The 14,062-nt window shown below is 62.2% G+C and carries 14 protein-coding genes; 10 read left to right on the plus strand and 4 right to left on the minus strand.

Annotated elements, in window-relative coordinates; all coding sequences use genetic code 11:
• Nucleotides 1-1,748: polyphosphate kinase 1 (ppk1, locus tag Q7T64_RS05635; protein ID WP_304792568.1), on the minus strand; the 1,748-nt coding region annotated here is incomplete at its 3' end.
• A 201-nt stretch (nucleotides 1,749-1,949) separates the two neighbouring features.
• Between ppk1 and pstS the strand changes: the two genes are divergently transcribed.
• From pstS to Q7T64_RS05665, 6 genes are all read left to right on the plus strand, one after another.
• Nucleotides 1,950-3,005 carry a phosphate ABC transporter substrate-binding protein PstS gene (pstS, locus tag Q7T64_RS05640; RefSeq protein ID WP_304792572.1) on the plus strand — a complete coding sequence of 352 codons (1,056 nt, stop codon included), beginning with the start codon at nucleotides 1,950-1,952 and terminating at the stop codon, nucleotides 3,003-3,005.
• A 189-nt stretch (nucleotides 3,006-3,194) separates the two neighbouring features.
• Nucleotides 3,195-4,142 carry a phosphate ABC transporter permease subunit PstC gene (gene pstC / locus Q7T64_RS05645; RefSeq protein WP_370653260.1) on the plus strand — a complete coding sequence of 316 codons (948 nt, stop codon included), beginning with the start codon at nucleotides 3,195-3,197 and terminating at the stop codon, nucleotides 4,140-4,142.
• A complete protein-coding gene (gene pstA, locus Q7T64_RS05650; RefSeq protein WP_304792579.1) occupies nucleotides 4,139-5,026 on the plus strand; it encodes a phosphate ABC transporter permease PstA in 888 nt (295 codons plus the stop codon). The genes pstC and pstA overlap by 4 nt, the downstream gene beginning before the upstream one ends.
• A gap of 67 nt (nucleotides 5,027-5,093) precedes the next feature.
• On the plus strand, nucleotides 5,094-5,870 hold the full coding sequence (gene pstB / locus Q7T64_RS05655) for a phosphate ABC transporter ATP-binding protein PstB (protein ID WP_370653261.1): 777 nt from the start codon (nucleotides 5,094-5,096) through the stop codon (nucleotides 5,868-5,870).
• A 63-nt stretch (nucleotides 5,871-5,933) separates the two neighbouring features.
• Nucleotides 5,934-6,632, plus strand: a complete 699-nt coding sequence (phoU, locus tag Q7T64_RS05660; protein WP_304792582.1) for a phosphate signaling complex protein PhoU — start codon at nucleotides 5,934-5,936, stop codon at nucleotides 6,630-6,632.
• A gap of 3 nt (nucleotides 6,633-6,635) precedes the next feature.
• Entirely contained in the window at nucleotides 6,636-7,325 is a 690-nt protein-coding gene (locus Q7T64_RS05665; RefSeq protein ID WP_304792586.1) for a response regulator, read from the plus strand.
• A gap of 39 nt (nucleotides 7,326-7,364) precedes the next feature.
• Here the strand turns inward: Q7T64_RS05665 and Q7T64_RS05670 are convergent, their stop codons facing one another.
• Nucleotides 7,365-8,249, minus strand: a complete 885-nt coding sequence (locus tag Q7T64_RS05670) for a LysR family transcriptional regulator (RefSeq protein ID WP_304792589.1) — start codon at nucleotides 8,247-8,249, stop codon at nucleotides 7,365-7,367.
• A gap of 74 nt (nucleotides 8,250-8,323) precedes the next feature.
• Here Q7T64_RS05670 and Q7T64_RS05675 point away from each other — a divergent pair, with 74 nt between their 5' ends.
• The 4 genes from Q7T64_RS05675 to Q7T64_RS05690 all read left to right on the plus strand — a co-directional run bounded on the left by Q7T64_RS05675 (nucleotide 8,324) and on the right by Q7T64_RS05690 (nucleotide 11,002).
• Nucleotides 8,324-9,160 carry a class III extradiol ring-cleavage dioxygenase gene (locus Q7T64_RS05675; protein ID WP_304792592.1) on the plus strand — a complete coding sequence of 279 codons (837 nt, stop codon included), beginning with the start codon at nucleotides 8,324-8,326 and terminating at the stop codon, nucleotides 9,158-9,160.
• On the plus strand, nucleotides 9,157-9,735 hold the full coding sequence (locus tag Q7T64_RS05680; protein WP_304792595.1) for a cytochrome b: 579 nt from the start codon (nucleotides 9,157-9,159) through the stop codon (nucleotides 9,733-9,735). The genes Q7T64_RS05675 and Q7T64_RS05680 overlap by 4 nt, the downstream gene beginning before the upstream one ends.
• Nucleotide 9,736: 1 nt before the next feature.
• Complete coding sequence (locus Q7T64_RS05685) at nucleotides 9,737-10,297, plus strand: YceI family protein (protein WP_304792598.1); 561 nt, start codon at nucleotides 9,737-9,739, stop codon at nucleotides 10,295-10,297.
• Between the two features lie 126 nt (nucleotides 10,298-10,423).
• Nucleotides 10,424-11,002, plus strand: coding sequence for a YceI family protein (locus Q7T64_RS05690; protein WP_304792601.1), 579 nt, complete (start codon nucleotides 10,424-10,426; stop codon nucleotides 11,000-11,002).
• Nucleotides 11,003-11,087: 85 nt separating this feature from the next.
• Here the strand turns inward: Q7T64_RS05690 and Q7T64_RS05695 are convergent, their stop codons facing one another.
• Nucleotides 11,088-12,521: an efflux transporter outer membrane subunit gene (locus Q7T64_RS05695; RefSeq protein ID WP_304792604.1), complete on the minus strand. Its 1,434-nt coding sequence runs from the start codon at nucleotides 12,519-12,521 to the stop codon at nucleotides 11,088-11,090.
• A 45-nt stretch (nucleotides 12,522-12,566) separates the two neighbouring features.
• The coding region (locus Q7T64_RS05700) for an efflux RND transporter permease subunit (RefSeq protein ID WP_304792608.1) at nucleotides 12,567-14,062 on the minus strand (1,496 nt) is incomplete at its 5' end.

A 14,062-nucleotide genomic window follows, 5' to 3' on the forward strand; every position in this document is an offset into this window, starting at 1 on the left:
CCGCGCACGATCAGGTCGATCTTGACGCCATCCTGCGAAGCGCCGTACAGCGCCCGGATTACGGATTCGTCCAGCAGCGCATTCATCTTGGCAATGATGCGGCCCGGGCGGCCGGCGCGCGCAATCGCAGCCTCGTGGCGGATCGCATGTACCAGGTTTTTCTGCAGCGAAAACGGCGCCAGCCACAGGTGGTGCAGCTTTTGCGGTTTGGTCAGGCTGGTCAGGTGCATGAACACTTCGTTGACATCGGCAGCGACCTGCGGGTTGGCGGTCAGGAGGCCGAAATCCGTGTAAAGACGGGTCGTGATCGGATGGTAGTTGCCGGTGCCCAAATGGGCGTAATGGCGCAGGCCGCTTTCCTCGCGCCGGATCACCAGCGAAAGTTTTGCGTGGGTCTTGAGCCCCACCACACCGTAGACGACTTGCGCACCGACCCGTTCCAGGCGGTTGGCCCAGTTGATGTTGGTCTCTTCATCGAAACGGGCCATCAGCTCCAGCACGACGGTGACTTCCTTGCCGCTGACGGCGGCCGCGATCAGCGACTCCATCAGGTCCGAATTCAGGCCGGTACGGTAGATGGTCTGCTTGATGGCGACCACCGCCGGATCGGCGGCGGCGCTGCGGATGAAGTCGAGCACCGGCTGGAATGACTGGAACGGATGATGCAGCAGGATGTCTTTTTTTTGCAGCGCCAGGAAGAAGTCGCTTTGCCCGACGCCGTCCGGAAAGCCCGGCGCAAAAGAGGGAAAGCGCAGGTTGGGAGCGCCGTGATCGATCAGTTCATTGAGCCGCACCATATTGACCGGCCCGTCCACTTCGAACAGCCGGCTGCGATCGATGCCGAATTGCTCCAGCAAGAACTCGGACAATTGCGCAGGACAATTTTTTGCCACTTCCAGCCGCACCGCCAGGCCGAACGGACGGCTCTGCAGCTCGCTTTGCAAAGCTTGCCGCAGGTTCTTGACTTCCTCTTCATCCACCCACAGGTCGCTGTTGCGGGTGACGCGGAATTGCGAATAGTCCAGCACCTCGCGCCCCGGGAACAGGTCGCCGACGTGCGCATGGATCACGGATGAAAGCAGACAGAACGATTTGCCATTGCGTGACAGGTGGTCCGGCAGCCGGATGACCCGCGGCAAGACCCGCGGGGCTTTCAGGATGGCAATCGAGGTGCCCCTGCCGAACGCATCTTTTCCGGATAAGGCGATGATGAAATTAAGGCTCTTGTTGACGACCTGCGGGAACGGATGCGCCGGATCCAGGCCTATCGGCGTCAATAATGGCCGCACTTCACGTTCGAAATATTCTTTTACCCAGGCGCGTTGCTCGGCGCTGCGATCCTGGTTGCGCAACAGGCGCACGCCGCGCGCGGCCAACTGCGGCAGGATTTCACGATTCAGGATCGCGTATTGGCGCTCGACGATGTCGTGGCATTCCGTGGCGGCGCGCTCGAAGGTCGCGCGCAGTGCATCCGGATTCATTTGCTGGCCGTCCATCTGGCGCTGTGCTAGAAGGCTGGCGATGCGCACCTCGAAAAACTCGTCCAGGTTGCTGCTGACAATGCACAGGTAGCGCAGTCGCTCCAGCAGCGGAATCGTCGTATCCTCGGCTTGCGCCAGCACGCGCCGGTTAAAGCGCAGTTGGGACAGTTCCCGGTTCAGGTAGATGCCGCCGTGCTTTTTCGGCACGGCATTGTGAGCCGGCTTTTTACTGGTCGGGCTGGCGCTTTCGTTCTTGCTTTTTTTCATCGGGTGCAATCGTGGATGGGTCCCGCGCCAGCTTAAAGGCAGCTTGTGACAGCTTCGTGACCACTTCGTTGCCTTTTTTGCATCTCGATCGCGCGGCATTTTTTCCGATCGCATTTGCATGACTTGCGGTGCACGTCATAAAGCCGTCACATTCCAGCGATATAGTCCGGTTCAGTTGAAATGACACCAACGGGAGTTTCCATGAAATTACGCAAAATCATCAAGTCCATCGCAGTAGCCGCCGCCGTCACAGCCGGCCTGGCCAGCTTCGGTGGATCCGCCTTCGCCGCCAACATCACCGGCGCCGGTGCAACGTTCCCCTACCCGATCTATGCAAAATGGGCAGAGGCGTACAAGAAATCAACCAATACCAGCCTGAACTACCAGTCTATCGGATCGGGCGGCGGCATCAAGCAGATCAAGTCAAAGACCGTCGATTTCGGCGCATCCGACATGCCTTTGTCTGCTGAAGAACTGGAGAAAGAAGGCCTGATGCAGTTTCCGGCCGTCATGGGCGGCGTGGTGCCGGTCCTGAATATCGAAGGCATCAAGCCTGGCGAACTCAAACTGACCGGCCCGGTGCTTGCCGATATCTACATGGGCAAGATCAAGAAATGGTCGGCGCCGGAAATCGCTGCGCTGAACAAGGGCGTGAATCTGCCCAATGCAGATATCACCGTGGTCCAGCGTTCCGACGGTTCGGGAACGACATTCCTGTTCACCGACTATCTGTCCAAGGTAAGCCCCGACTTCAAGACCGTCGTCGGCTCTGGCACGGCCGTGAAATGGCCAACCGGTGTGGGCGGCAAGGGTAATGAGGGCGTGGCTGCGAACGTGCAGCGGATCAAGGGTTCGATCGGTTATGTCGAATACGCCTATGCCAAACGAAACAAGATCCCGCATGCCCAGTTGCAGAACCGCGACGGCCAGTTCGTGCAGCCTGACGACGACAGCTTCAAGGCCGCTGCTGCCGGTGCCGACTGGGCCAAGACGCCTGGCTTCAATATCGTGCTGACCAACCAGGCGGGCAAGGCCAGCTGGCCCATCACCGGTGCTTCATTCATCCTGATGCACAAGGTGCAGGCCAAGCCGGAAATCGCGGTTGAAGTGCTGAAGTTCTTCGAGTGGTCCTACGCCAACGGTGGAGCCATGGCGACCGAACTGGAATATGTGCCGATGCCGGCTCCAGTAGTCAAAGTGGTGCAGGATGCCTGGAAGGCGCAGTTGAAGGATGGCGCCGGCAAGGCCCTGCGCTAAAACCCGGCGTCGTTCAACGGGAAACCTGGCAGCAAGCATGACCGGGCCGCGCAAGCGGCCCTTTTTTCAAAGGGATCAGGCAAAATGAGCGCACAGTACCCGTCAACCCTCGGAGCGCCGCCGATGAAATCGCAATCCCTGGCCAGCATTGCAGACGAAAGTGCGGCCCAGCAGGCCGCCGACCAGGCCATGGTAGCGACCATGCGGTCGCAGCGCATGCAGGACTTCGTGTTCCACAAGGTCACCTTGTTTTTTGCACTCAGCGTATTGCTGGTGTTGGCGGGGATCATCGTCTCGCTGGTGATCGGATCGATTCCGGCATGGCGCGAATTCGGGCCGGGATTCATTACCGACATCGAATGGGACCCGGTCAATGACAAGTACGGCGGCCTGATCGCCATTTTCGGCACGGTCGTGACGTCGGTCATCGCCTTGGCCGTAGCGTTTCCGATCAGCTTCGGGATTGCCGTATTCCTGACTGAAATCTGCCCGGCCTGGTTGCGCCGGCCAATGGGCACCGCGGTCGAACTGCTGGCCGGCGTGCCCAGCATCATTTATGGCATGTGGGGCTTGTTCGTATTCGCGCCGTTCTTTTCGGACTGGGTGCAGCCGCTGCTGGCCAACACGCTGGGCCATGTGCCGGTGCTGGGCCAGTTGTTTACCGGACCCATGATGGGCATCGGCATCCTGACTGCCGGTTTGATCCTGGCCGTGATGATCCTGCCGTTCATCGCCTCCGTGATGCGCGACGTGTTTGAAGTGGTGCCGGCGGTGTTGAAGGAATCGGCCTACGGCCTGGGCTGTACGCGCTGGGAAGTGGTGCGCAAGATCGTCTTGCCTTATACCAAGACCGGCGTGGTCGGCGGCGTCATGCTCGGCCTGGGCCGCGCACTGGGAGAAACCATGGCAGTCACCTTCGTGATCGGTAATGCGCACAATCTTTCGTGGTCCCTGTTCGCACCGGGCAACAGCATTGCCTCGACGCTGGCAAACGAGTTTGCAGAGGCGGAGTCGGTGCTGCACCAGTCGTCGCTGTTTGCGCTTGGGCTGATCCTGTTTGCGATCACGTTTGTCGTACTGGCGGTTGCCAAGATGATGCTGGCCGGCCTGCATCGCCGTGAAGGAGCCCGGACATGAATACCGCCGACCAGGCTGCCGAAATGGTGGCCGCTGCGCACAATCCTGTGTATCGCAGGCGGATGACATCGCACCGCATCGGCATTGCCTTGTGCGTGCTGGCGATGGCGGTCGGGATCGTGTTCCTGACCTGGATCCTGGGCGTGTTGCTGTTGAAGGGCTTCGGTTCGATCAGTATTGCCATGTTCACCGAGTCGACGCCGGCGCCGGGCAACGACGGCGGTGGACTGATCAATGCCATCTTCGGCAGTTTGCTGATGGTGGGCCTTGGTACCGCAGTCAGCACGCCGATCGGAATACTGGCCGGGATCTACCTGGCCGAATACGGCGACAAGAGCATCCTCGGGCAAGTCACACGCTTCGTCACCGACATCATGCTGTCGGCGCCCTCGATCGTGATCGGGCTGTTCGTGTATGCGCTGTATGTCGCCAACGTCAAGCATTTTTCCGGCTGGGCCGGCAGCCTGGCGATCTCGCTGATTGCGGTACCGGTGATCGTGCGCACCACCGACAATATGCTCAACCTGGTGCCGGCCAGCCTGCGCGAGGCGGCGTTTGCGCTCGGCGCACCGCGCTGGAAAGTGGCGATCATGGTGCGGCTGCGGGCAGTCAGGGCCGGCGTGATCACCGGCGTGCTGCTGGCCGTGGCGCGGATTTCCGGCGAGACCGCGCCGCTATTGTTCACGGCGCTGAACAACCAGTTCTTCAGCGCCGACATGAATGCGCCGATGGCCAACCTGCCGGTGGTGATATACCAGTTCGCAATGAGTCCGTACGAGAACTGGCGCTCGCTGGCCTGGGGCGGCGCGCTGCTGATAACGTTTAGCGTACTGGGCCTGAATATACTTTCACGCACGCTGTTCAAACAGACCAAACAGGGCTGACAACAAGATGGAAACAATGAACGACACGAGCATGATGAACCGGCCAATGGCAGCGCCAGCCCAGGACATGGCGCAGGCCGAGCCGGCGCTGCGCAGCACGATAGCGATTTCCGGCCTGGACTTCTGGTACGGCAGCTTCCAGGGGTTGAAGAACATCAATCTCGACATCTACGAAAAGAAAGTGACGGCCTTCATCGGCCCGTCCGGATGTGGAAAATCGACATTGCTGCGCACCCTGAACCGGATGTACGAGCTGTATCCGGGCCAGCGCGCCGAAGGCAGCATCATTTACCGCGGCCGCAATATCCTGGACCGCCAGCAGGACGTCAACATGTTGCGCGCCAAGATCGGCATGGTGTTCCAGAAGCCGACGCCGTTCCCGATGTCGGTGTACGACAATATTGCCTTCGGTGTGCGCCTGTATGAAAACCTGCCGCGTGGCGAGATGGATGAGCGGGTCGAATGGGCGCTGAAAAAAGCGGCACTGTGGAACGAGGTCAAGGACAAGCTCAACAAGAGCGGCCTGTCCTTGTCGGGCGGCCAGCAACAGCGCTTGTGCATCGCCCGCGGCGTTGCCGTCAAGCCCGATGTGATGCTGCTTGACGAGCCCACTTCCGCCCTCGATCCGATTTCGACCACTCGCATCGAAGAGCTGATCGCCGAGCTGAAAGAGGATTACACGATCGCGATCGTCACGCACAACATGCAGCAGGCGGCGCGCTGTTCGGATTACACCGCCTACATGTACCTGGGCGAGATGGTTGAATTTGGCGAGACAGACAAGATATTCCTGAATCCGGCCAAGAAAGAAACCCAGGACTACATTACCGGCCGCTTCGGCTGATCACGCGCAACCCGACAGCCGGATATAGCCAGCGCCATTTGCCGCAATCAAGGAGATTGACCCATGCCCGCAGAACACTCGTCCCGCCAATATGAAATGGACCTTGAAGCGATCCGCTCCAAGGTGTTTGCCATGGGCGGCCTGGTAGAGAGCCAGTTCCGCGAGGCGATGGATTGCTTTCGCAGCGGCGACATACCGCGCGCCGATGCGGTGATGGCCGGCGATGAAGCCGTGAACCGGATGGAGATCGTCCTCGACGATGCCTGCAGCCACCTGATCGTCAAGCGGCAACCGGCGGCGGTCGATTTGCGGCTGGTCATGGCGACCATCAAGGTGGTCGCCGACCTGGAGCGGATCGGCGACGAATCGACCAAGATCGCACGCGTTTCCAAGACGGTGTCGCAGCGCGGTTTTCCCTCGTTCAATCATTACGATACGGTACGCGTGATCTCGACGCAGGCAATGGCCATGTTGCACGATTCGCTGGACGCCTTTGCGCGGCTGGACGGTTCGCAGGCGCGCGAACTGATCGCCCAGGATGAACTGATCGACCATGAATTCCGCTCGATCCTGCGCAACGGCATCACCTTCATGATGGAAGACCCGCGCACGATCTCGGCCATGCTCGACACCCTGTGGGTGGCCAAGGCAATCGAGCGCATAGGCGACCATGCAAAGAACATCGCCGAATACGTGATCTACGTGGTCGAGGGCAAGGATATCCGCCACCAGCCGCCCGCGCCCAAGGATGCACTGAGCTGATCCATGGCTAACGACGGACCGGCAATACTGGTAGTAGAAGACGAGCCGCCGATCGCCGAGCTGATCGCCTATACGCTGCGCGGCAACGGCTGGGATGTGCGCGTATCGGGGTCGACGGCAGAAGGCTGGCAGGCATTGCAGGAATCGATACCGGACCTGGTATTGCTCGACTGGATGCTGCCCGACCAGAGCGGTCTGCGTTTGCTGCACCGGATGCGCGGCGACCCGCATTTCCGTGCGCTGCCGGTCATCATGCTGACTGCGCGCAGCATGGAAGAGGACAAGGTCGCCGGCCTGGACAATGGCGCCGACGATTACATGACCAAACCGTTTTCTCCGCGCGAGCTGGTCTCGCGCGTGCGGGCGCAATTGCGCCGGCGTGCGCCGGAGCATGATGAAAAGCTGGTGAGCGCCGGCATCGTGACACTGGATCCGGCCAGCCATGCAGTGCATGTGGCCGGTGTGCGCGCCACGATGACCCATGCAGAGTACAAGTTGCTGCGCTATTTCATTACCCATCCCAACCGCGTTCTGTCACGCGGCGACCTGCTCGACCGCGTCTGGGGCAGCGACGTCAATGTCGAACTGAGGACGGTCGATGTCCATGTGCTGCGACTGCGCAAGGCGCTCGGCGCGGCAGAAGGCTATGTGCGTACCGTGCGCGGCGCTGGTTACCTGTTTTCCGAGCAGTAGGCAGCGGCGCGTTGCGCATTGGCGCGGGCGTTCCTTGTTTCACACTCCAAGCTTGTCCTGCAATTCATCCATCAGCACCCGCACCCGGTGCGGAATGTGGCGGTTGCCCGGCAACATCGCATAAATCCCCAGCTCCGGTATCGGGAAGTCAGCCAGGATTTCTTCCAGCCGGCCGCTTTCCACCGCGCCGCCGATGATGAAATCCGGCTGGCAGGTAATCCCCAGGCCCTGCGCTGCCGCTTCCACCAGCACCTCGCCGTTATTGCCGTTCAGGCGGCTGCGCACCGCCACCGATTGCACATGGCCGTCGATGATGAATGGCCACGGCGCATTGGCGCCGCCTATGGTGTAGCCCAGGCATTCATGGTTCAGCAAGTCGGTCGGGTGACGCGGGCGGCCGTGGCGCGACAGGTAGTCGGGCGCCGCCACCACCATCAGCCGCGCGCTGCCGAGCTTGCGCGCGACTTCATTGGCGGCAAGGCTGCGGGTGATGCGGATCGACAGGTCGAATCCTTCCTCGATCAGGCTGACCCGCCGGTCCGAGTAATCCATGTCCAGCCCGACTTCGGGATAGCGTTCGGCAAAGCGCAGCAGCAGCGGCGCGATGCGCTTGATGCCGAAACTGAGCGGCAGGCTGATGCGCAGGTTGCCGCGCGGCGTCATGCGCTCGTGGGCGATGTCGGTCTCGGCCGATTCCACCAGGTTCAGGATCACCCGGCATTTTTCCAGGTAGGTGGTGCCGGCCGAGGTCAGCGCCAGGCTGCGCGTGCTGCGCGCGATCAGCTTGGTGCCCAGGTGTGCTTCCAGCGCGGCGACCTGGCGCGTCACCACCGAGCGCGCCACGCCCATCTGCAATGCCACCCCTGAAAAACTGCCCAATTCCGCCACTCGTACGAACAGGCGCATTGCCGAGAATCTGTCCATTGTTCCTCCGAATGCAACAATCAATTGCAGATTGTGGCCTAGATCGCATCAAGCTGCCGGATTAAAGTCTGCCCATGGAAAACACTGCACGTCACCCTGCCCAGACCAGCTCGCTGTTCGTACCGCACGGCGCGCCGACTTTTGCACTGCGCCCCGGCGCGGCCGGCGCGGCGCTGGCCCGTACCGCTGGCGCATTGCCTTTGCCGCGCGCCATCATCATTGTCAGCCCGCACTGGGAAACCGAAAGCCCGGTGGTCGGCCTGGCTGAGCGGCCGGAGACGATCCATGACTTTGGCGGATTCCCGGACGAGCTGTATGCCATCCGCTATCCGGCAACCGGCTGCCGCGAGGCCGCGCAGGACGTGGTGGACGCGATAGCGGCGGCCGGCTTGCCAGTGGCGACCGATCCACAGCGCGGCCTGGACCACGGCGCGTGGGTGCCCTTGCGCATGATGTTCCCGGATGCCGATGTGCCGGTGATACCGCTGTCGGTCCAGCACAATGCCGGACCGGCGCACCATTACCGCCTGGGGCAGGCCCTGGCGCCGCTGGCTGCGAAAGGATACCTGGTGATCGGGTCGGGCAACATCACCCACAACCTGCGCGACTACCAGGTCGCCCGCAGCGGCGGCGGCACATCCGATTACGTGCATGCTTTCCCGGAGTGGATCGCCGCACGACTTGCCGGGCACGATGTGCCGGCGCTGCTGGACTACCGCCAGCAGGCGCCCGGCGCCGTGCGGGCGCATCCCAGCGAAGAGCATTTGATGCCGCTGTTCGTCGCGCTCGGCGCGGGCGGCGGCGAGCATGCGCAGGCCCAGCGCCTGCACGCCGGCATCGACGACTACGTGCTGGCGATGGACGCCTATGCATTCAATGCTGACGGTACTGACGAAGCGAGGGCGGCGTGAGGCGCGACGCGGCGGCTGCCGTGGTGTACAGCACTGAGTCCGGCTATACCGGCGTTGCCAAGTCCCTGCACTGGTTCATGGGCTTGTTGTTCCTGGGCATGCTGGCGCTGGGCCTGTACATGCAGGACCTGCCCTTGTCGCCGGACAAGCTGCAACTGTTTTCCTGGCACAAGTGGGGCGGGGTGACGTTGTTCCTGCTGGTGCTGGTGCGGCTGGCATGGCGGCTGGCCCACCGGCCACCGGCATTGCCGCTCGCCATGTCGCCGCTACAGAGGTTTGCCGCTCATGCCGGCCATGCGCTGCTGTATGTGCTGATGCTGGCGATTCCGCTGTCGGGCTGGCTGATGAGTTCGGCCAAGGGTTTCCAGACGGTCTGGTTCGGCGTATTGCCGATTCCGGATTTGCTGGGCCGCGACAAGCAACTCGGCGCGCTGCTCACGCAAGTGCATGAAGTACTGAACCTGGTGTTCATGGGCTTGCTGGCGGTGCATATCGGCGCCGCCCTCAAGCATCATTTCATTGACCGCGACAACATCCTGCAACGGATGCTGCCGCGAAACAGCAAGGAGAATTGAATTGGGATTGAAACGAATCAGCCTGGCGTTGCTGCTGCTGGCGTCTGTCAACGTGGCATCTGCGCTCGAGTATCGTCAAGTGCAGCTCGACAAGAGCAATATCGGCTTCACCTATAAGCAAATGGGAGTGGCCATGGATGGCCAGTTCCGTAAATTCACGCCGCAGTTGAGCTTTGATCCGGCGCGCCCGGCCAGTGGCCGGGTCAGCATGGATATCGAGCTGGGCAGCGTGGACACCGGGGGCGCTGAATCCGACCAGGAAGTGGCAGGACGCGCCTGGTTCAATACCAAGGCATTCCCGACTGCGCGCTTTGTGTCGTCCAGCGTCAAGGCACTGGGAAACAATCGCTACGAAGTGGCCGGCAAGTTGAGCATCAAGGGCCAGTCGCGTGACCTGGTGTTTCCCACCACTTTTACGGCGGCAGGAAAGAGCGGGATATTCGATGGCGCATTCGTGATTCGTCGTGGCGATTTTTCGATCGGCGAGGGTGCGTGGTCGAAATTCGATATCGTCGCCAATGACATACAGGTCAAATTCCGTGTCGCTGCGCTCAGCCAGTAAGCGTCGGCCATCAATAGTCAACCGTCATCAGACAGCAATCAAAAAGCAGCACAGTAACCAGCGATTCAATCAGTGATTCAATCAGTAGCGCGACATCCAGTCATTAACCAACTTACAGGATTATCCATGCACTCTTTCCCCAAGCTTTTCGCCGCCGTCCTGCTGGCCGCTTCCGCGGCTGCCCCATCGTTTGCGGCACCGGCGACCTATGCAGTCGACGGCACGCACACCTACCCACGGTTTTCATACAGCCACTTCGGTTATTCAACCCAGGTCAGCCGTTTCAACCAGACCACGGGCACAGTGGTGTTCGACGCTGCCGCCAAGACCGGCTCGGTCGACATAGTGATCAACGCCAAGTCGGTCGATACCGGCTATCCGACCTTCAACGAGCATATCCAGGGCGAAGATTTCCTCGATACGGCAAAATTCCCGACCGCGACGTTCAAGTCCACCAAGGTCGTGTTTGCCGGCGACAAGCCAGCCAGCATTGAAGGCAACCTGACAATCAAGGGCGTGACCAAACCGGTGGTGTTGACGGTGACCTCATTCCAGGCGATGCCGCATCCGATGTTGAAGAAAGATGCGATCGGCGCGAATGCCTTTACGGTCATCAAGCGTTCGGATTTCAACGCCGGCAAGTTTGCACCGTATGTCGGTGACGAAGTGCGCATTGACCTGTCGCTGGAAGCGGTCAAGCAATAAGCTGAACTGAAAAGACGCGAGCGGGCAACAAGCAAGCGTCAGGACAGGCCGGCCTGCGGTTCATTCGCAGGCCGGCCATTTTCATTTACATTTTCCAGCCGCCACCCAAGGCCTGGATCAGGGCCACGGCGGTGGTCAGTTGATCAGCTTGCGCCTGCATCACTGCGCGCCGCGCATTCAGCGCAGCCACCTGCGCGCTGACCACTTCAGTGAATCCCGCCTGGCCGGCACGATACCGGTTCATGAACTGCACCTCGGCCTGGCTGGCTGCGGTGGAGGCAACGCGCCGCTGTTCGAGTTGGCCGCTCAACACCCGTGTGGCGGCGAGCTGGTCTTCCACCCCCTGGAATGCGGTGAGTACCGTCTGCCGGTAGCGCGCGACGGTCTGTTCCCATCCGGCGCGCGCGGCTTCCACCCGGCTGCGCGTCAGGCCGGCATTGAAAATCGCCTGCACCGTGGAAAGGCCCAGTGACCAGGCTGCAGTCGGTGCGCTGAACAGCTCCGCCACCGTGCTGGCGCCCAGTCCATAGGATGCAGTCAGGCCGAGGCTGGGATACCACGCAGCCTGCGCAATGCCGATCTGTTCATTGGCTTGTGCCACGCGTCTTTCCGCTGCCGCAATATCGGGCCGCCGCTGCAGCAATACCGAGGGCAGGGCCACCGGTACGGCTGGCACCGCCGGTTGCCAGTTGGGCAGGGGCGCGAGCGCAAATTGCGCGGGCACGACGCCGGTCAATACCGCAATGGCGTGCTCCAGTTGTGCGCGTTGCCGGGTCAGGCCCAGGTCTTCGGCACGCGAATTGGCCAGTTGGGTCTGCGCTTGCAGCAGGTCGCTGTTGGGCGCAAGCCCAGCCTCGTAACGGTTGCGGGTGATCTGGAGCACCCGCTCATAGGCGACGATGGCGTCGGCCAGTAGTGCGCGCTGGGCGTCGGTCGCGCGCAAGGAGAAATAATTTGCCGCCAGCTCGCCCTGCGCCGACAGCGTGGCCGTGGCCAGGTCGGCTGCGCTGGCGCTAGCGCCGGCGCGTGCGCCTTCGACCGCGCGGCCGATGCGGCCCCAGACATCCGGTTCCCAACTTGCGCCCAGGCTGACTTGCACCGTGGTGCCGCCGCGCACGACCGTGCCGCCCGACGAGGTCGCATCGCTGGCGTTGCGGTTGCCCTGGCCGGACAGGTTGACGCTCGGGAATTGCGCGGCGCGCTGCTGCGAAACCAGGGCCCGCGCTTGCGCATAGGCGGCTGCGGCGGCGGCCACGTTCTGGTTCGATACCGCCACCCGCGGCATCAGGTCGTTCAGCATCGGGTCGCCAAACAGTTCCCACCATGCGCCGCGTTCGATGGCGTCGGCCGGCGCCGCCGTGACCCAGTCGCCGGCCTGCTTGAATTGCGCGCTCGCTTCAATCGGCATGGCCGGCCGTTGGTAGTCCGGGCCGACCGCGCAGGCGGCCAGGGCCAGCGGCAGCAGCAGTATCGCGATCGGGTTTCGCCTGGGCGCGCTTGCAGTGGATGTCTTTGTCATATTTTCGTCGCAGCAGTGAATTCGGTCAGGCAAGGCAGTGCCAGGTCAGGCCGGTGCGGTGGCACCGGCGGGCGTTTCTGCATCGTTGGCTTGCTTGCGCTGGTCGGGCCTGCTGCGGAAACGGTCCAGCAGCAGGTACACGACCGGCGTTGTCAGCAAGGTCAGCACCTGGCTGGCGACCAGCCCGCCGATGATGGCCACGCCCAGCGGGCGGCGCAGTTCGGCGCCATCGCCAAAGCCGATCGCCAGCGGCAGCGCGCCGAGCCCGGCCGCCAGCGTTGTCATCAGGATCGGCCGGAAGCGCAGCAGGCAGGCTTCGCGCACGGCTTGCCGTGGCGTCATGCCGCGCATGCGCTCGGCTTCCAGTGCGAAATCAATGATCAGGATCGCGTTTTTCTTGACGATGCCAATCAGCAGGAACACGCCGATCAGGGCGATCAGGGAAAACTCCATCTTGAACAGCAGCAGCGCCATGACCGCGCCGACGCCGGCTGACGGCAGTGTCGACAGCACCGTGATCGGATGGATCATGCTTTCGTACAGTACGCCCAGAACGATGTAGATCACGATCAGCGCCGCGCCGATCAGCAACCACTGCTGGCTTTGCGATTGCTGGAAAGCCGCCGCCGTGCCCTGGAACGTGCCGCTGACATTGGTGGGCATGCCAATCGCCGCTTCTGCCTGGCGTATCGCCTGTTGTGCGTCCGACAGGCTCTTGCCCTCGGCCAGGTTGAACGAGATCGTGGTCGCTATCTGTGCATCCTGGTGGTTGATGCTGCTGGCGGTGGCGCGCTGCGAAAAACTGGCGATGGTCGACAGCGGCACCATGACGGTGGCGGCGGTATTGACGGCCTGTCCGGACGAGGGGTCGCGCAGGCCGGGATTGGCCGTGGCGCCAGTGCCGGCAGCGGCGGTGGTGCTGGCGCCGGCGCTGGTACCGGTCGCCGTGCTGGCAACTTTTGGCACGGCAGTGGCGCCCGCTACCGCATTGGCCCGTACCGGAACGAATACTTCATTGAGCGCCGCCGGGCTGCGCGCAAAAGCCGGATCCACGCCCATCACGACCCGGTACTGGTTCAGTTCGTCATAGACCGTGGCGACCTGGCGCTGGCCGAACGCGTTGTACAAGGCATTGTCGACGTCGCGCGAGGTGATGCCAAGTCGCGCGGCGCGGTCGCGTTCCACCATGACATAGGTTTCCACGCCATTGTCTTGCTGGTCGGTGTCGACGTCGGTCAGCACCTCGTCGCTGGTTTTCATTTGTTGCGCCAGTTGTGCTGCCACGCGCCGCAGGTCGGCCAGGTTGTCGCTCTTGAGCGTGTATTGATAAGTCGAGTTGCTCTGGCGGCCGCCCATGCGCAAGTCTTGCACCGGGTTCAGGAACAGGCTCACGCCGGTCACCACAGCAAGTTGCGGCCGCAGGCGCGCGATCACGGCCTGGGCGCCGTCCCGGCGCTCGCCGCGCGGCTTCAAGCTGACGAACATGAAGCCGCCGCCAGCGCGTGCGCCGCCAGTGAAGCCGGTCACGGTCGCCACTGCCG

The organism is Lacisediminimonas sp., from assembly GCF_030645335.1.
In the GTDB taxonomy this organism is placed as follows: domain Bacteria; phylum Pseudomonadota; class Gammaproteobacteria; order Burkholderiales; family Burkholderiaceae_D; genus Lacisediminimonas.

What these genes read in the sequence shown, in the direction of transcription:
- pstS (WP_304792572.1), top strand. Translation starts at nt 1,950, where the DNA reads ATGAAATTACGCAAAATCATCAAGTCCATCGCAGTAGCCGCCGCCGTC.
- pstC (WP_370653260.1), top strand. Translation starts at nt 3,195, where the DNA reads ATGGTAGCGACCATGCGGTCGCAGCGCATGCAGGACTTCGTGTTCCAC.
- pstA (WP_304792579.1), top strand. Translation starts at nt 4,139, where the DNA reads ATGAATACCGCCGACCAGGCTGCCGAAATGGTGGCCGCTGCGCACAAT.
- pstB (WP_370653261.1), top strand. Translation starts at nt 5,094, where the DNA reads ATGGCGCAGGCCGAGCCGGCGCTGCGCAGCACGATAGCGATTTCCGGC.
- phoU (WP_304792582.1), top strand. Translation starts at nt 5,934, where the DNA reads ATGCCCGCAGAACACTCGTCCCGCCAATATGAAATGGACCTTGAAGCG.
- Q7T64_RS05665 (WP_304792586.1), top strand. Translation starts at nt 6,636, where the DNA reads ATGGCTAACGACGGACCGGCAATACTGGTAGTAGAAGACGAGCCGCCG.
- Q7T64_RS05670 (WP_304792589.1), bottom strand. Translation starts at nt 8,249, where the DNA reads ATGGACAGATTCTCGGCAATGCGCCTGTTCGTACGAGTGGCGGAATTG.
- Q7T64_RS05675 (WP_304792592.1), top strand. Translation starts at nt 8,324, where the DNA reads ATGGAAAACACTGCACGTCACCCTGCCCAGACCAGCTCGCTGTTCGTA.
- Q7T64_RS05690 (WP_304792601.1), top strand. Translation starts at nt 10,424, where the DNA reads ATGCACTCTTTCCCCAAGCTTTTCGCCGCCGTCCTGCTGGCCGCTTCC.
- Q7T64_RS05695 (WP_304792604.1), bottom strand. Translation starts at nt 12,521, where the DNA reads ATGACAAAGACATCCACTGCAAGCGCGCCCAGGCGAAACCCGATCGCG.